This window comes from Curtobacterium sp. MCPF17_021 (assembly GCF_003234605.2).
Taxonomy (GTDB): domain Bacteria; phylum Actinomycetota; class Actinomycetes; order Actinomycetales; family Microbacteriaceae; genus Curtobacterium; species Curtobacterium flaccumfaciens.
On sequence record NZ_CP126252.1, the window covers coordinates 3549778 to 3565877 of the forward strand.

Below are 16100 nucleotides of genomic sequence, written 5' to 3' on the forward strand. Positions count from 1 at the left end.
CGTCGGTCAAACGCGGCCGACTGCCGGCCTGGAGGCGCGGGGCGGCCCCGCACCGCGCCTCCCGTCCGTCGCGCGGTCGCGCTTACCGCGCATGGTGAGCAGCAACGGTCGGGTCCGCTGTGCGAACCCGACCATTCCTGCTCACCAAGTGCGCCCGTGGGGCCTGGGGACTACTCCGCAGCGGCCGCGGTCCTGCGGCGACGCACGATCAGCACGCCCGCGCCCGCCGCGAGCAGCAGGAACGCCACCAACGCACCGGCACCCATCCCTGCGGCGCCCGTGAACGCGAGCTGCCCATCCGTGGTGATCGTGATCGGGGTCCACCCGATCAGACTCCCGTCCGCAGCCGTCACCGCCAGACGGTGCACACCAGCCACCGTGTCCGCCGGGATCGTCACCCGCACCGTCCCGTCAGCAGCGACCACAGCCGTACCGATCAGCGTCGGCTCCGAGAACAACCACACGTTCACGACGTCACCAGCCGACGCAGTACCGACCGTCACCGTGATCGTCTCCCCCGCACGAGCGGTCGCCGGAGCAGACACACCACCACGGTTCGCCTCCGTCAACAACGACTCCGACGGCGCCACCGGAACAGCCGGCGGGGTGATCCCGTCGACCGGCGGCACCGGAGTCGGGGTCGGGGTCGGCGTCGGGTTCGGCACCGGGGTCGGCGTCGGCGTCGGCACCGGCGTCGGGTCCGTGCCCGGGTCGGTGCCCGCGGCGTCCAGGTCGAACCCGACCAGGATCGGGTCGTGGTCGCTCGCCCGGTACACGTCGTCGGTGTACAGGTTCGTCGCGTTGTAGTTGTAGCGGCTGTACTCCAGGCCCACCGACTCGACCGAGTTGATGTTCCAGATGTCCACGCCCGTGACCGTCTCGAGCGCGGCCTTCGACGCGAACACGTGGTCGAGCGAGCCGCTCAGGCCGGAGAACACGTACGAGTACTCGGTGCTGTCGAGCGCCGGGCCGAGGTCGGTGTAGCCGGCCTCGTCGAGGACCACCACCGGGTCCTCCTTGCTGTAGGCGTTGAAGTCGCCGAGCATGAACACCTTGTCGGTGCCGTACTGCTCCTGCATGTCGGCGGAGAAGGTCACGAGGGCCTTCGCCTGCTCGACGCGGTCGGCGTTCGAGGCCCCCTGCCCGTCGCCCTGGTCGGCGTTCTCGCCGGTGCCGGAGCCCTTGGACTTGAAGTGGTTCGCGATCACCAGGAAGTCGTCGTCCGCGGTGCCGCCGACCGGGCGGAACGCGTCCGCGACGGGCTGGCGGGCGTTCGTGAACGCGTCGTCGATCAGGATCGTCGACTCGCCGACGGGCTCGACGCGGTCCTTCTTGTAGATGAGGGCGAGGCGGATGACGTCCTCGCTCGCGGGCACGACGGCCGGGGACTTCGCGGAGGCCCAGGTGTCTTTGCCGGTGGCGGCGTTGAGCGCGTCGACCAGGGTGGCCACGGCGGCGTCACGGTCCTGACCGAAGCGGACGGAGTTCTCGATCTCCTCGAGCGAAACGACGTCGGCGTCCAGGCCGTTGATGGCCTTCACGATCTTGACCTGCTGGCGCAGGAAGTCCTCCTGCTCGGCGGCACCGCGGGCGTCGCAGCCCGAGTTCACCGTGACGGGGTCACCGGCACGGTCCGTGTAGTACTTGCAGCCGGTGAGCTCGTCGCCCGTGGTCGGGAAGTAGTTGAGCAGGTTGAAGCCGGCGAGCTTCAGGTCGCCACCGACGTCCTGCGGCGCCGACTGGCGCACCTTCGAGAACGACGCCGGCAGGTCGGTGGCCGGGGTCGCACCCGTGATCGGCGCGGTCGGCTGGAACTTCCACCCGTTGTTGCGGTAGTCGAGGACGACCGGTTCGGTGAAGGTGGCGGCGGCCCCGACGGTGACCGGGCCCTGGGTGAGCCACGACACCGGGATGCCCTGGTTCGCCTGGGTCAGGAAGTTGGTGCTCGCGCCGTCGTCGAGCGTGACCTTGCGCGCGGCGTTGTCGGCCTCGACGGCCTTCGCCTCGGCGCTGCCCGGTCGGCCGACCTCGGTCGGCTGGATGAGGCGCTTCGTGCCGCTGGCGAGCACGATCTCGCCGTACTGGTTCGTCGTGTAGTTGTCGGCGACGGTGTATGCCCCCTGGGGAGCGACGAGCATGCTCTCGAGCGACTCGCGCTGGGCGTCGGACGACGGGAACGCGACCGCGGCGGGCTGCGGTGCCGCGACGGTGTCGTCGAGCTGCTGCAGCGACGAGGCCCCGGACACCGTGAGTTCGGTCAGGCCGAAGTACTCGGACACGGCACCGGTGACCCGCACGTGGTCGCCCTCGTGCACCAGGCCGGCGGTGGCGGAAGAGAAGACGAACACCGCGTCGGACGCGGTGTGGGCGCCGAGGTCGATGGCGCCGCCGGTGCCGGGGGTCTGGATCGTGTAGCCGTTGAAGCCGCCGGTGCCGTACACCGCGGTGACGACGCCGTCGGTCGTGACGTTCTTGCCGGCGTACGGCGAGGTGTCCGTGGTGCCCTGCAGCTGGGCGATGGTCACCGTCTCGGCGGGCGTGCCGGGCGCGGGGGTCCCGCCGTCACCCGGGTCGGTCGGTTCCGTGGGCTCGGTCGGTGCCGTCGTCTCGCCCGCGGCGTTCCGTGGGGTGAGCGTCGTCGTCACGGAGAAGTCCGCACCGTTGACGTCGGTGTCCGTGGTGCCCTGGCGGACCAGGCCGTTCGGGACGGAGTTGTCCCCGGTCACGGTGCGCACGGCCGACTCGAACGTGTTCGAGGCGCCGTAGCCGAGCAGGTCGACCACGCCGTCGGTGCCGGTGGCGACGGGTCCGGCGGCGAGCGCCAGGGGTGCCGTGGCGTCGGACAGCACGAGCGTGCCCGTGGTGCCCGAGGGGTTGAGCGTCGCGGTGTCGTCGGCGGCGGGCAGGTCCTCGCCGGCCGGGGTGGCCCCGCCGTTGCCCGCCATCGACACCAGGAAGGTGCCCTTCGCCGGCACGGTGCCCTGCAGCGCACTGGCCGAGAACGTGCCGGTGCCCGTGGCGGAGCGGTACTGCAGCGACCACCCGTCGAGCGACACGGCATCGTCGGTCGGGTTGCCGATCTCGACGAACTTCTCGTTGTAGAACGCGCCCTTGCTCCCCGCCTTCAGGTAGGCCTCCTCGATGACGAGGTCGGTCCCCTCGGGGTTCGCGGTCGCTGCGGTGACGGTGACGAGTGGGGCCGCGAGGAGCGTCGCGGCCGCCGTGGCGCACAGCAGAGTGCGCCCGAGGGTGTTGGCCATGCCCGCACGCTACCGACCTGCGGGGACATTCAGGTTGCGTCGAGGTAAATGATTGCGTTCGGCAACATCAGCGGTGCGGCGGCACGAGCCGATCGCGCGGCATCAGCCGATCGCGTTCGGTGGCATCAGCCGATCGGCAGCCAGGTCCCGCCCACGCGTCGGACAGCCGGTCCGTGTCCCGGCAGCACGAGGGCCGGGAACGGCAGCGCCCGTGCCGACTCGAGCGCGCGGTCCTGGTCGGCGGTGAAGAAGGGTGTGATCATCCGCGGCCGCGGGGCCCACGACCCGGGCTGGGTGTCGTGCCGGCTGACGACCGCGTCGCCCGTGACGATCGCGTCCGCCGCGGGCAGCAGGTACGCCGTCGAGCCGTCGGTGTGGCCGACGGCCGGGAAGGGCGCGATCGCCCGACCCGCGAAGTCCGCGCCGGTGAACGCGCGAGCGGACGGCACGGTCGTGGGTCGCAGGGCGTCGGAACGGATCGCCCGTGCCAGCCAGGCGAGCACGCGGGGGCTGGCGAGCCGGCCGCCGATCTCCGCCGGGGTGACCTGCTGCCGCTCCGGTCCGCGCACGTTGGCGAGCTCGTCGGCGTGGGCGAGCACCTCGACGTCGGGGTACCGCTCGAGGATCCCGGGGATGCCGCCGACGTGGTCGACGTGTCCGTGCGTGACGTAGACGCGTCGGAGGTCGGCGGGGTCGTGTCCGGCGGCGCGCACGGTGTCGAGCACGAGGTCGGTGTCGGCCGGGTAGCCGGCGTCGATCAGCGCGACGCCGTCCTCCTCGGCCAGCACCACCCAGTTGGACACCGGGCCCTCGACGAAGACGACTCCGGGGGCGACGGACACGACGGAACGGGGTTCACGCGGGCTCATCCCTCGACGGTACCGTCCACCGACCGGCGGGCCCGGGTCTGCTCCGCCCGCTGCGCGAGCTCCGCGTCTGCCGGGTAGCCCACCTCGGTCAGCGTCAGTCCCTTCGCCGGCGCCGTCTTGAAGGCACTCGTGCGCTCCTCGGCGACGCGCAGTTCCTCGAGGCGGTCCGGGCCGAAGCGGCCCTCGCCGACGGCGATGGTCGCGCCGACCATGGCCCGCACCATCGAGTGGCAGAAGGCGTCGGCCTGGAGGCGCGCCACCAGCACGCCGTCCGGCTCGCGGTCCCAGCCGAACTGCTGCAACGTCCGGATGGTCGTCGCCCCCTCGCGCGGCTTGCAGAACGTCGCGAAGTCGTGCAGCCCGAGCAACGTCAGCGCACCGCGCTCCATCGCTGCCGGATCGAGCCGCGCCGCGTGCCAGACCGTGTGCCCGCGTCGACGTGGATCGCGCGGGGCGTCGGCGTCCGCGATCCGGTACTCGTACCGGCGCCAGAGCGGGGAGAACCGGGCGTCGAACCCGTCGGGCGCCACCGAAGCTCCGGTGACGACGACGTCCCCCTCGGGTGCCGCGATGCCGTTGACCCGCTTGAGCAGCCCGTCGAGCGGTGACCGGCCCGACCCGCGCTTGGCGGTGAGCGCGGCCCACTGCTCTGCCGACAGGTCCAGGTGCGCGACCTGCCCCGTGGCGTGCACCCCGGCGTCGGTGCGTCCGGCAACGGTGAGCAACGGCGGTTCGCCCCAGCGGGTGAAGACAGTGGCGAGTGCGGTCTCGAGCGCGCCCTGCACGGTCCGGAGCCCGGGCTGCCGGGCCCACCCGGAGAACGCCGCCCCGTCGTAGGCGATGTCCAGCCGGAGCCGCACGTCGCCCGTGCTGTCGGGGTCCTGGAAGCCGACCGTCTCGTCCACGTGACCACCGTAGCGGGGGTGATCCGTGCCTCCCGGCCCGCGCTCGGTCTGCCGGACGGCGGCCGCCCGTACCCGCTCAGCCGCGCGGACGGCCGAACGCCGACGGACCGGTCCGGGTGTCGAGGTCGTCGGTGGCGCGTCGCTCGGACTCGACGATCCCGCGCAGGGCGACGAGCGCGGCCGAGGTGACCGCGACGTGCGAGGGGTTCTCGCGCGATGCGTCGAGCGCGCTCTCGAGTCGTGCGATGGCCTCTTCGGCCTGGTCCTCCGGGGAGTCGCCGCGGATCGTGCTCGCGATCTTCCGAAGTGCCTCGGCGATGGGGGTGGCGAACGCGGGGTCGGGACGCCCGACGCCCTCGGACACCGGACCGGAGCGTGCGACGAGCTCGGTGAGGTCGGTCGTGTACCAGGCGACCCGCTCCAGTGCGCGGAAGCGTCCGCCGTCCTTCTGGAGCCGCGCTCGCGACCCGCGCAGGGCACCACGGGGGTTGAGCCGACGGCTCTCGTGCGCGATCGCCACCCGTGAGCGCACGTCCGCGATCGCACGGTCCAGGCGGTCCTGCTGGTGGTCCCACGCCTTCTCGTCGCGCTTGCCCTCCTCGAGCACGGCTGCCAGCCCGTCGAGGTGGTCCGCCAGCACGCCGTTCACCGCGTCGATGCGGTGTTCGGCGTCCCAGAAGTGCAGCGGCGGGAACACCAGGAAGTTGACCAGCAGCCCGACCACGACGCCCACGGCCATCTGCACCAGGTACCCGAGCGAGTAGCCCTCGGCGTGCGCACCGCCGACGAGCAGGACGAAGAGCGCCGCGGTGGACACCCACGAGCTGCCCTCGCCCAGCACGCGGAACCCGCCGACGAGCACCCCGACGCCGACCGCCAGCGCGATCGCGAGGAAGCCGGGATCGCCGACCCACATCGTGAACGCGGCGATGAGGATGCCGAGGGCGATCCCGACCAGGGTCTGCACGCCGCTCCGGATGCCCGCGAACACCGTGGTCTGCATCGCGACGACGGCGCCGAGTGGTGCGTAGTACGGGTACTCGGCCGCGACGCCCGGGATGTGCTGCGCCACGAACCAGGCGATCACCGCGGCGGCGGCGGCCTTGCCGGCGTGCAGCAGGCGCGGCTGCGTGCCCGAGGTCCGGCTCCACCGCCAGACCCTCGTCCCCAGACCCGCAACGTGCTGGAACGCCATGACTTCCTTCCCTGTCGTACCGGTCGGCCACCATACGCGGCGCGTCGTGCGTGCCGTGGTGTCCGGACCCGTGACCAGCTTCGGACACGAGGAAGCCCCCGCGACCTGGGTCGCGGGGGCTTCCTCGTGGTGGTGCAGCGCCCCGGAGGGCACCGGACTACTTGGTGTCGGCGTCGTCCGACTTCTCGGCGGCGTCGGCCTCGACCTCGGCAGCAGCCTCGGTCTCGGACTCGGTCTCGACCGGGGCGGACTCCTCGGTGGTCTCGGTCTCTTCGACCGGGGCCTCCTCGGTGGTCTCGTCGGCGGCGGGCTCGTCGACCGGGGCGGCAGCAGCGGCCGGAGCCGAGTTGCGCTTGACCGGAGCGGGCGTGCTCGAGACGGGCTCGAGGACGAGCTCGATCGACGCCAGCGGGGCGTTGTCGCCCTTGCGGAAGCCGAGCTTCGTGATGCGGGTGTAACCGCCCTGGCGGTCCTCGACCTGGGGAGCGATCTCGGTGAACAGCGTGTGCACGACGGACTTGTCGCGCAGGATGCTGATCACACGACGACGCGCGTGCAGGTCGCCGCGCTTCGCGAACGTGATGAGACGCTCGGCGACCGGGCGGAGGCGCTTGGCCTTCGTCTCGGTGGTCGTGATGCGACCGTGCGTGAAGAGGGCGTTGGCGAGGTTGCTCAGGAGCAGGCGCTCGTGGGCGGGACCGCCACCGAGGCGGGGGCCCTTGGTGGGCTTCGGCATGTCAGTTCTCCAGTGGTGAAAGTGGTGCGCGCGGTGTCAGCGCGCTTGCGCGTGAGCGCGAGGTCAGTTGTTGGACTCGTCCTCGTCGTACCCGCTGTAGAAGTGGGCGCCGTCGAATCCGGGGACGGTGTCCTTGAGGGACAGGCCGAGCTCGGTGAGCTTGTCCTTGACCTCGTCCACCGACTTCTGACCGAAGTTGCGGATGTTCATGAGCTGCGTCTCCGACAGGGCGACGAGCTCGGACACCGTGTTGATGCCCTCCCGCTTCAGGCAGTTGTAGCTGCGGACCGACAGGTCGAGGTCCTCGATCGGGGTCTGCAGTTCGTTCGAGAGCACGGCGTCGACCGGCGCGGGGCCGATCTCGATGCCCTCTGCCGCCGTGTTGAGCTCGCGAGCGAGCCCGAACAGCTCGACCAGCGTGCGACCGGCCGACGCGATGGCGTCGCGCGGCGTGATGGCCGGCTTCGCTTCGACGTCGACGACCAGGCGGTCGAAGTCCGTGCGCTCACCGGCACGCGTCGCCTCGACGCGGTAGGTGACCTTCAGGACGGGCGAGTAGATCGAGTCGATCGGGATCTGACCGGCTTCGCTGAACTCGGAACGGTTCTGCGTCGCCGAGACGTAGCCACGGCCACGCTCGATCGTGAGCTCGAGCTCGAAGCGCGCGGTGTCGTTCAGGGTCGCGATGACGAGTTCCGGGTTGTGGATCTCGACGCCGGCCGGAGCGGAGATGTCCGCTGCGGTGACCTGACCGGCACCCTGCTTGCGCAGGTACGCCGTGATGGGCTCGTCGTGCTCGCTGGAGACGACCAGGCTCTTGATGTTGAGGATGATCTCGGTGACGTCTTCCTTGACACCGGGAACGGTGCTGAACTCGTGGAGGACGCCGTCGATGCGGATGCTGGTGACAGCCGCGCCGGGGATCGAGGAGAGGAGCGTGCGGCGCAGCGAGTTGCCGAGGGTGTAACCGAAGCCCGGCTCGAGCGGCTCGATGACGAAGCGCGAGCGGTGCTCGGAGATCGGCTCCTCGGTCAGGGTGGGGCGCTGTGCAATGAGCACTGTGGGATTCCTTTCGGCGAAGTGTCCGCTATATGACACTTGGCGGTACGACGGGGCCGCATGGGCCCCGACGGGTCTGTTGAGTTGTGATCACGCGCACACACGTGCGCGATCGAACGACCAGGAATGGCCGCGGGCCCTGCCCGCCCTCGCCGGAACGGATCCGGTCAGGGGACGAGCAGGGCGCGGCCGGTTGCTCCTCGCGTCAGACGCGACGGCGCTTGGGCGGGCGGCACCCGTTGTGCGCCTGCGGCGTGACGTCGTTGATCGAGCCGACCTCGAGGCCAGCGGCCTGGAGGGAGCGGATCGCGGTCTCGCGACCCGAACCCGGGCCCTTCACGAAGACGTCGACCTTCTTCACGCCGTGCTCCTGCGCCTGACGCGCAGCGGACTCGGCAGCGAGCTGCGCCGCGAACGGCGTCGACTTGCGCGAACCCTTGAAGCCCACGGCACCCGAGGACGCCCAGCTGAGGACGGCACCCGACGGGTCGGTGATGCTGACGATCGTGTTGTTGAACGTGCTCTTGATGTGGGCCTGGCCCACAGCGACGTTCTTCTTCTCCTTGCGGCGCGGCTTGCGCGCGGCAGTCTTGGGGGTAGCCATCGGGGTCTCCTATCGAGCCTTCTTCTTGCCTGCCACGGTGCGCTTCGGTCCCTTGCGGGTACGAGCGTTGGTCTTGGTGCGCTGACCGCGCACCGGGAGACCACGACGGTGGCGAAGACCCTCGTAGCTGCCGATCTCGACCTTGCGGCGGATGTCGGCGGCGACCTCACGGCGGAGGTCACCCTCGACCTTGAAGTTGCCCTCGATGAAGTCACGGAGGGCGACGAGCTGGTCGTCGGTCAGGTCCTTGACGCGGATGTCACCGGAGATACCGGTCTCCGTCAGTGCCTGGACGGCGCGGGTACGGCCGACGCCGTAGATGTACGTGAGTGCGATCTCCACGCGCTTCTCGCGCGGGATGTCGACGCCTGCTAGACGTGCCATGTGATGGCTGCTCCTGTTGTCGATGGAGGTGTGGCGCAGTACCGGTGCTCGGGCCTCCGCCCCGAGGTGTCCCCCGGTCGTCGTGCGACCGGGTTCTGGTACTGCGTTGTCGATCTTCAGTTGTGGGTCGTGCTCGAGCAGCCTGGTGTCCGATGGACACCGTCGGCGCCGGTCACGCGCCCGGGACTAGCCCTGGCGCTGCTTGTGACGCGGGTTGCTCTTGCAGATCACCATGACGCGGCCCTTGCGGCGAATCACACGGCAGTGTTCGCAGATGGGCTTGACGCTGGGGTTGACCTTCATGGTTCTTTCCTCGTGCTCGCTGGCTTCGTGCTCGGCAGGATTGCCGTGCCGTTCCTTTCCAGCTCGCGGATCACTTGTAGCGGTAGACGATCCGGCCGCGGGTCAGGTCGTACGGGCTCAGCTCCACGATCACGCGGTCCTCGGGGAGGATGCGGATGTAGTGCTGGCGCATCTTCCCGGAGATGTGCGCGAGGACCTTGTGTCCGTTCGTCAGCTCAACGCGGAACATCGCGTTGGGCAGAGCTTCGAGCACCGAGCCTTCGATCTCGATGACGCCGTCTTTCTTGGCCATAGCCTCACTGTCGCTTGGTTGTGGAACAGGTGTGATCCCCGAACCGGTCTGCGGGTCGGTCGCCACACCCGAGAGGGCATGACACACCAAAGATCGATCTTATGTGGTAAACCCGCAATTGCCAAGTGGGGACGCGGAACACCCCACGTCTGGGGCTTCCGGGGCCGTGCCTGAGCGTTGCACAGTGGTTTGACGGCGCGCTCCGGGCGCACACATGCGCGCGAACCGTAGTTTTGCTCCGCAGCCACGTCCGTCGCACCAGCAGATCGCGCCGGACCACCGAACGGAGAACACGTGCCCGACGCCACCCGACGCCCCTTCGCCAGCCACGGCAAGCAGGCCCGTCGCCGGGGTTGGGGCACGCTCGTCACCGTCGTCGCGTCCGCCGTCGCCGTCCTGCTCGTCAGCGGCACGAGCGTCGCCGCGATCGCCGGGGCACAGCTCGCCACCGCGCCGCAGACCGTCGCGCTGAGCACCGACGACCAGAGCACCGCGAAGACCGCCGACATCTCGGCGATCAAGGGCGGAGCGAACATCCTGCTCATCGGGAGCGACACCCGGGTCGGCCAGTTCGACTCCGACGAGGACGTCGAGGGCGCCCGCAACGACGTCACGATGCTCATCCACATCTCGGCGGACCACCAGCAGCTCACCGCGGTCAGCTTCCCCCGCGACCTGATGGTCCCCATCCCGGCCTGCACGAACCCCGCGACCGGCACGACCTACCCGGCGTCCACCTCGGCGATGTTCAACACCGCGCTCGGCAACGGCGGTGTCTCCTGCGTCGTGGACACGGTCGAGAACCTCACCGGCCTGAGCATCCCCTACGCCGGACTCATCACGTTCGACGGCGTGATCGAGATGTCGAACGCCCTCGGCGGCGTGGACGTCTGCGTCGCCGAGCCGATCGACGACACGTTCACCGGCCTGCACCTCACGACGGGCTCGCACTCCCTCGAGGGCTCGGACGCCCTGGCCTTCCTGCGCACCCGCCACGGGGTCGGCGACGGCAGCGACCTCGCCCGCATCAGCTCGCAGCAGGTGTTCCTGTCGGCGCTCCTCCGCAAGGTCACCTCGGACGGCACGCTCTCGAACCCCATCACGCTCTACAAGCTGGCCGGCGCCGCCCTGTCCAACATGACGCTGTCCGACGGCCTGGCCCAGACGGGAACCCTGGTCAAGCTCGCCGCGGCGCTGCGCGGGATGAGCACGGCCAACATGCTCTTCGTGCAGTACCCGGTGGCCGACGACCCCGCCGACAGCGCCCGCGTGATCGTCGACCAGGAGACTGCCCACACCCTGAACGTGGCGCTGCAGAACGACGTCCGGTCCTCGCTGAGCGACTCGAGCACCGGTCGCGCGTCCGAGGAGTCGCCGTCGAGCGGCGGGACGTCGAGCGGCACCGGGTCGTCCGGCTCCTCGGGGTCGTCCGGCACCTCGAGTTCGTCCGGGACCTCGTCCGCCGGCACACCGTCGGCGACGCCGAGCGCGACCGCAACGCGGACGCCGACCGCGTCGGCGACGCCGCTGCCCTCGTCGATCACCGGGCAGAGCGCCTCCGAGGAGACCTGCTCCGTCGGCAACTGACGCGACGTCACGGCGTGGGCCCGACAGTGGTCGGGAGGGTCCACGCGACGTCGTCGACGCGGCGGACGCCAGCCGGGCCTCCCGGCCGTCGCATCGAGCGGAGACGCCCAGCGTGGGCACCGCGTGCGGACTGGAGGCCCGTCCTACGGGATCGGGACGGGCGTCACACCCAGCGGGGCCAGGCCCCGAGCGCCGCCGTCGGCGGCCGTGAGCACCCAGATGCCGGCCGCGTGCACCGCGACGCTGTGCTCCCAGTGCGCGGCGTCGGAGCCGTCGAGCGTCCGGACCGTCCACTCGTCGTCGTCCGTCGAGCTGTCGATCGCGCCGGCCGTGACCATCGGCTCGATGGCGACCACCAGCCCCGGCTTGACAGCAGGTCCGGCACCGCGGACGCGGTAGTTGAAGACCGGCGGTTCCTCGTGCATCGACCGACCGATGCCGTGGCCGGTGTAGTCCTCGACGATGCCCCACGCACCGGTCTCGTCGATCGCGTCCTCCACGGCCGAGCCGACCTCGTGCAGGTTCTTCGCGTGAGCGAGCGCGGCGATGCCGTGCCAGAGCGACCGCTCGGTCGTGTCACAGAGCGTCTGGCGGGCTGCGGTGACCGCTGCGTCGCCACCGGGCACGACGGTCGTGAACGCGCTGTCGCCGTTCCAGCCGTCGACCTCGGCGCCGGCGTCCACCGACACGATGTCGCCGGGCGCGAGCACGCGCTCACCGGGGATCCCGTGCACGATCTCGTCGTTCACCGACACGCACAGCGTGTGGCGGTAGCCGGGCACGAGCTGGAAGTTCGGGACTCCCCCGCCGTCACGGATGGTGCGCTCGGCGATCGCATCGAGTTCACCGGTGGTGGTCCCCGGACGGATCGCTGCACGGACGGCGTCGAGCGCCTCGGCGGTCAGCAGGCCCGGCCGGACCATCGCCCGGAGCTCGTCCGGGGTCTTGTAGATCGAGGGCTTCTTGAACCGCACCACGCTGGTCAGACGGTCGCGGAGAGTCCGCGCCCCGCCAGTGCCGTCTGGATGCGGTCGCCGACCTCGTCGATGGCACCGAGGCCGTCGACGTCGACCACCAGGCCACGCTCGCCGTACGCCGCCACGATGGGCGCCGTCTGCTCCGCGTAGACCTGCTGGCGACGACGGATCGTCTCCTCGTTGTCGTCGCTGCGGCCCTGGTCCTCGGCGCGCTTGAGCAGGCGACCCACGAGCTCGTCCTGGTCGGCGACGAGCTGCACGACGGCGTCGATCCCGGTGCCCTGCTCAGCGAGCAGTGCGTCGAGGTACTCGACCTGACCGACCGTGCGCGGGTAGCCATCCAGCAGGAAGCCGTGCTCGGCGTCCGGCTCCTGCAGGCGGGACTTCACGAGCTCGTTCGTCAGGGAGTCCGGCACGTAGTCGCCGGCGTCCATGATCGCCTTCGCCTGCACGCCGAGGGGCGTGCCCTCTGCCACGTTCTTGCGGAAGATGTCCCCGGTCGAGATCGCGGGGATCCCGAAGGAGTCGGCGATGCGGCCGGCCTGGGTGCCCTTCCCAGCTCCGGGAGGTCCGACGATGATGAGACGTGCGCTCAACGGAGAAGCCCTTCGTAGTGACGCTGCTGCAGCTGCGAGTCGATCTGCTTCACGGTCTCGAGACCGACACCCACGATGATGAGGATGCTCGCGCCACCGAACGGGAAGTTCTGGTTCGCGCCGAACAGCGCCAGTGCTGCCAGCGGGATGAGCGCGATGAGACCGAGGTAGAGCGAGCCGGGCAGCGTCACCCGGGTGAGGACGTAGTCGAGGTACTCGGCGGTCGGACGACCGGCACGGATGCCGGGGATGAACCCGCCGTACTTCTTCATGTTGTCGGCGACCTCTTCGGGGTTGAAGGTGATCGCCACGTAGAAGTACGTGAACCCGACGATGAGCAGGAAGTACAGGACCATGTAGAACCAGTTGTCACCCGAGGTCAGGTTGTTCTGGATCCAGGTCACCCACGCGGCCGGCTCGGAACCGTCCGAGGGCTGGTTGAACTGCGCGATCAGGGCCGGCAGGTACAGCAGCGACGAGGCGAAGATGACGGGCACGACGCCGGCCATGTTCACCTTGATCGGGATGTAGGTGTTGTTGCCGCCGTACGTCCGCCGCCCGACCATGCGCTTGGCGTACTGCACGGGGATCCGCCGCTGTGACTGCTCGACGAACACGACGGCCATCATGATCACGAGTCCGACCAGGATCACGAACAGGAAGAGCTCGAACGACTGCGACTGCTCGATCGCCCAGAGCGCCGACGGGAACTGCGCAGCGATCGACGTGAAGATCAGGAGCGACATGCCGTTGCCGATGCCGCGCTCGGTGACGAGCTCGCCCATCCACATGATGAGGCCGGTACCGGCGGTCAGCGTGACGACCATCAGCATGATGGCGTACCAGCTGTCGTTCGAGATGATCGACGTGCAGGACGCGGAGGCGTTGGTGCCGAACAGGGCGCCGGAGCGGGCGACCGTGATCAGGGTCGTGGACTGCAGGACACCGAGCGCGATCGTGAGGTAGCGCGTGTACTGCGTCAGCTTCGCCTGGCCGGACTGGCCCTCCTTGTAGAGGGTGTCGAAGTGCGGGATGACCACACGCAGGAGCTGCACGATGATCGACGACGTGATGTACGGCATGATGCCGAGCGCGAAGACCGAGAGCTTCAGCAGCGCGCCGCCGGAGAAGAGGTTGATGAGGTCGTAGAGACCGCCGGAGGACGACGCGCTGGCGAGACAGCTCTGCACGGCGGCGTAGTCGACGAACGGTGCCGGGATGTACGACCCGAGACGGAACAGCGCGATGATCGCGAGGGTGAAGCCGATCTTCTTGCGAAGATCAGGGGTGCGCATGATGCGCGCGACCGCTCTGAACACGATGACTCCGAACTTGTGGGACCGGGGCCGTCGATCGCGGCCGGACCGGTTTCGGTCGGCAGGGCCGACCTGGCCGACGGATGCCGGCCACTGTCAAGGAAACCGTAACGGCGGCCCGTGCGCAAACGCACGGGCCGCCGACGGGGGTTACTGGGAGACGGTGCCGCCAGCAGCCACGATCTTCTCGGCGGCGGACGCCGAGACCTTGTCGACCGTGACCGTGATCTTCACGGTGATGTCACCCTGACCGAGAACCTTGACCTTCTCGTTCTTGCGGACGGCGCCCTTGGCGACCAGGCCCGCAACGGTGACGTCGCCACCATCGGGGTAGAGCTCCGAGATCTTGTCCAGGTTCACGACCTGGTACTCGACCCGGAACGGGTTCTTGAACCCGCGGAGCTTCGGGGTGCGCATGTGCAGCGGCATCTGCCCACCCTCGAAGCCGACCCGGACCTGGTAACGGGCCTTCGTGCCCTTGGTACCACGCCCAGCGGTCTTGCCCTTCGAGCCCTCACCGCGACCAACACGGGTGCGGTCCTTCTTGGCGCCCTCTGCAGGACGGAGGTGGTGCAGCTTCAGCACCTGCACGCGCTCGTTCTTCTCGTCGCTCATGCGTCGACCTCCTCGACCTTCACGAGGTGCGCCACCGTCGCGATGTACCCGCGGTTCTGGGAGTTGTCCTCACGCTCGACCGAACGGCCGATGCGCTTGAGGCCCAGGCTGCGCAGGGTGTCGCGCTGGTACTGCTTCTCGCTGATAACGGACTTGATCTGCGTGATCTTCAGCATCGCCATCACGCACCTGCCTTCTCGGTCGCGGCACGCAGGGCTGCGGCCTCGGCCTGGAGCAGACGGGCCGGGACGACCCGCTCGACGTCGAGGCCACGACGGCTCGCGACGGCGCGGGGCTCCTCGAGCTGCTTCAGGGCCTCGACGGTCGCGTGCACGATGTTGATGGTGTTCGACGAGCCGAGCGACTTGCTCAGGACGTCGTGGATGCCGGCGCACTCGAGCACGGCGCGGACCGGACCACCGGCGATGACACCGGTACCGGGGCCGGCCGGACGCAGGAGGACGACGCCAGCGGCGGCTTCACCCTGCACCGGGTGCGGGATCGTGTTGCCGACGCGGGGGACGCGGAAGAAGTTCTTCTTCGCCTCTTCGACACCCTTGGAGATCGCCGTGGGGACCTCCTTGGCCTTGCCGTAGCCGACGCCCACGAGGCCGTTGCCGTCACCGACGACGACGAGCGCCGTGAAGCTGAAGCGACGACCACCCTTGACGACCTTCGAGACGCGGTTGATGGTCACCACGCGCTCGAGGAACTGGCTGTCGCCACCGCGGTTGTTGCGGTCGCGGCCCTGCTGACGGTCACGACCGCCACCACGACGGCCACGGTTGTCAGCGGAGTCGCGGTTGTTCGACGCGGAGCCCGCGGCGGTCTCGACCGGACGCTCGGCGACGGCAGGTGCCTCCGCCTCCTTGCCGGTCTTGGCGCCCTCGGTGGTCGCCTCGGCGGTTGCGTCGGTGGCCGTGGCCTCCGTGCTCGCCTCGGTGGTCTCCGTGGTCTCGACAGCCTCGGTCTCCGTGGCCTCGACGGCCTCGGTCTTGGCGTCTTCGTTGGTGTTCGCGTTGTCGCTCACAGGTTCAGCCCTCCTTCACGGGCACCATCGGCGATCGCGGCGACGCGACCGGCGTACTTGCTGCCACCGCGGTCGAAGACCACGGCCTCGACGCCAGCCGACTTCGCGCGCTCGGCGAGGAGCTCACCGACGCGACGGGCCTTGGCGGTCTTGTCGCCGTCGAACGAGCGGAGGTCTGCCTCCATCGTCGAGGCGCTTGCGAGGGTGTGACCCTTCGAGTCGTCGATGACCTGCACGAACACGTGACGCGACGAGCGGGTGACGGCGAGACGGGGACGAGCCTCGGTGCCGGTGATCTTCTTGCGGAGACGGTTGTGACGACGCGCCTTGGCGGCCGCCTTGCTCTTGCCTCGTGTCTTGAGGAGTCCCATG

The 16100-nt window shown here is 69.8% G+C and carries 18 protein-coding genes; 1 reads left to right on the plus strand and 17 read right to left on the minus strand.

Features of this window, described 5'->3' with window-relative positions; translation table 11 throughout:
• Positions 1-170: 170 nt before the first annotated feature.
• The 10 genes from DEJ29_RS16740 to infA all read right to left on the minus strand — a co-directional run bounded on the left by DEJ29_RS16740 (position 171) and on the right by infA (position 9607).
• Positions 171-3260: an ExeM/NucH family extracellular endonuclease gene (locus DEJ29_RS16740; RefSeq protein ID WP_146248319.1), complete on the minus strand. Its 3090-nt coding sequence runs from the start codon at positions 3258-3260 to the stop codon at positions 171-173.
• A gap of 125 nt (positions 3261-3385) precedes the next feature.
• Positions 3386-4129: an MBL fold metallo-hydrolase gene (locus tag DEJ29_RS16745; protein WP_111092225.1), complete on the minus strand. Its 744-nt coding sequence runs from the start codon at positions 4127-4129 to the stop codon at positions 3386-3388.
• Complete coding sequence (gene truA, locus DEJ29_RS16750) at positions 4126-5034, minus strand: tRNA pseudouridine(38-40) synthase TruA (RefSeq protein WP_111094822.1); 909 nt, start codon at positions 5032-5034, stop codon at positions 4126-4128. Before truA ends, DEJ29_RS16745 begins: the two co-directional genes overlap by 4 nt.
• 76 nt (positions 5035-5110) lie before the next feature.
• Positions 5111-6229, minus strand: coding sequence for an FUSC family protein (locus DEJ29_RS16755; RefSeq protein WP_111046471.1), 1119 nt, complete (start codon positions 6227-6229; stop codon positions 5111-5113).
• Between the two features lie 157 nt (positions 6230-6386).
• A complete protein-coding gene (gene rplQ / locus DEJ29_RS16760) occupies positions 6387-6965 on the minus strand; it encodes a 50S ribosomal protein L17 (RefSeq protein WP_071245471.1) in 579 nt (192 codons plus the stop codon).
• A 63-nt stretch (positions 6966-7028) separates the two neighbouring features.
• Entirely contained in the window at positions 7029-8024 is a 996-nt protein-coding gene (locus DEJ29_RS16765; RefSeq protein ID WP_017885506.1) for a DNA-directed RNA polymerase subunit alpha, read from the minus strand.
• Positions 8025-8229: 205 nt separating this feature from the next.
• Positions 8230-8628, minus strand: coding sequence for a 30S ribosomal protein S11 (gene rpsK / locus DEJ29_RS16770; protein WP_017885507.1), 399 nt, complete (start codon positions 8626-8628; stop codon positions 8230-8232).
• A 9-nt stretch (positions 8629-8637) separates the two neighbouring features.
• Positions 8638-9012: a 30S ribosomal protein S13 gene (rpsM, locus tag DEJ29_RS16775; RefSeq protein ID WP_017885508.1), complete on the minus strand. Its 375-nt coding sequence runs from the start codon at positions 9010-9012 to the stop codon at positions 8638-8640.
• A 186-nt stretch (positions 9013-9198) separates the two neighbouring features.
• Positions 9199-9315: a 50S ribosomal protein L36 gene (gene rpmJ, locus DEJ29_RS16780; RefSeq protein ID WP_022903266.1), complete on the minus strand. Its 117-nt coding sequence runs from the start codon at positions 9313-9315 to the stop codon at positions 9199-9201.
• 70 nt (positions 9316-9385) lie between these two features.
• Positions 9386-9607, minus strand: coding sequence for a translation initiation factor IF-1 (gene infA / locus DEJ29_RS16785; protein WP_017885509.1), 222 nt, complete (start codon positions 9605-9607; stop codon positions 9386-9388).
• A gap of 294 nt (positions 9608-9901) precedes the next feature.
• On the opposite strand from infA, the gene DEJ29_RS16790 reads away from it, so the two are divergent.
• Positions 9902-11194, plus strand: a complete 1293-nt coding sequence (locus DEJ29_RS16790; protein WP_111094821.1) for an LCP family protein — start codon at positions 9902-9904, stop codon at positions 11192-11194.
• A 143-nt stretch (positions 11195-11337) separates the two neighbouring features.
• Here the strand turns inward: DEJ29_RS16790 and map are convergent, their stop codons facing one another.
• The 7 genes from map to rplR all read right to left on the minus strand — a co-directional run bounded on the left by map (position 11338) and on the right by rplR (position 16099).
• Positions 11338-12117: a type I methionyl aminopeptidase gene (map, locus tag DEJ29_RS16795; protein ID WP_375342288.1), complete on the minus strand. Its 780-nt coding sequence runs from the start codon at positions 12115-12117 to the stop codon at positions 11338-11340.
• 59 nt (positions 12118-12176) lie between these two features.
• Positions 12177-12767, minus strand: coding sequence for an adenylate kinase (locus tag DEJ29_RS16800; protein WP_110863215.1), 591 nt, complete (start codon positions 12765-12767; stop codon positions 12177-12179).
• Positions 12764-14086, minus strand: a complete 1323-nt coding sequence (gene secY / locus DEJ29_RS16805) for a preprotein translocase subunit SecY (RefSeq protein ID WP_027466722.1) — start codon at positions 14084-14086, stop codon at positions 12764-12766. The genes DEJ29_RS16800 and secY overlap by 4 nt, the downstream gene beginning before the upstream one ends.
• Before the next feature lie 147 nt (positions 14087-14233).
• Positions 14234-14698, minus strand: coding sequence for a 50S ribosomal protein L15 (gene rplO / locus DEJ29_RS16810; protein WP_027466723.1), 465 nt, complete (start codon positions 14696-14698; stop codon positions 14234-14236).
• Entirely contained in the window at positions 14695-14880 is a 186-nt protein-coding gene (gene rpmD / locus DEJ29_RS16815; RefSeq protein ID WP_017885515.1) for a 50S ribosomal protein L30, read from the minus strand. Before rpmD ends, rplO begins: the two co-directional genes overlap by 4 nt.
• Positions 14880-15728 (minus strand): 30S ribosomal protein S5, encoded by an 849-nt coding sequence (gene rpsE, locus DEJ29_RS16820; protein WP_071406161.1) that lies wholly within the window; start codon positions 15726-15728, stop codon positions 14880-14882. Before rpsE ends, rpmD begins: the two co-directional genes overlap by 1 nt.
• On the minus strand, positions 15725-16099 hold the full coding sequence (gene rplR, locus DEJ29_RS16825; RefSeq protein ID WP_027466725.1) for a 50S ribosomal protein L18: 375 nt from the start codon (positions 16097-16099) through the stop codon (positions 15725-15727). Before rplR ends, rpsE begins: the two co-directional genes overlap by 4 nt.
• Position 16100 lies beyond the last annotated feature (1 nt).

Excerpts from the sequence above, each read along its gene's own strand:
- rplR (WP_027466725.1), bottom strand. The coding sequence starts at position 16,099 with ATGGGACTCCTCAAGACACGAGGCAAGAGCAAGGCGGCCGCCAAGGCG.
- DEJ29_RS16740 (WP_146248319.1), bottom strand. The coding sequence starts at position 3,260 with ATGGCCAACACCCTCGGGCGCACTCTGCTGTGCGCCACGGCGGCCGCG.
- rpsM (WP_017885508.1), bottom strand. The coding sequence starts at position 9,012 with ATGGCACGTCTAGCAGGCGTCGACATCCCGCGCGAGAAGCGCGTGGAG.
- rpsK (WP_017885507.1), bottom strand. The coding sequence starts at position 8,628 with ATGGCTACCCCCAAGACTGCCGCGCGCAAGCCGCGCCGCAAGGAGAAG.
- rpmD (WP_017885515.1), bottom strand. The coding sequence starts at position 14,880 with ATGGCGATGCTGAAGATCACGCAGATCAAGTCCGTTATCAGCGAGAAG.
- infA (WP_017885509.1), bottom strand. The coding sequence starts at position 9,607 with ATGGCCAAGAAAGACGGCGTCATCGAGATCGAAGGCTCGGTGCTCGAA.
- rplQ (WP_071245471.1), bottom strand. The coding sequence starts at position 6,965 with ATGCCGAAGCCCACCAAGGGCCCCCGCCTCGGTGGCGGTCCCGCCCAC.
- DEJ29_RS16745 (WP_111092225.1), bottom strand. The coding sequence starts at position 4,129 with ATGAGCCCGCGTGAACCCCGTTCCGTCGTGTCCGTCGCCCCCGGAGTC.
- rpmJ (WP_022903266.1), bottom strand. The coding sequence starts at position 9,315 with ATGAAGGTCAACCCCAGCGTCAAGCCCATCTGCGAACACTGCCGTGTG.
- map (WP_375342288.1), bottom strand. The coding sequence starts at position 12,117 with ATGGTCCGGCCGGGCCTGCTGACCGCCGAGGCGCTCGACGCCGTCCGT.
- rplO (WP_027466723.1), bottom strand. The coding sequence starts at position 14,698 with ATGAGCGACGAGAAGAACGAGCGCGTGCAGGTGCTGAAGCTGCACCAC.
- DEJ29_RS16755 (WP_111046471.1), bottom strand. The coding sequence starts at position 6,229 with ATGGCGTTCCAGCACGTTGCGGGTCTGGGGACGAGGGTCTGGCGGTGG.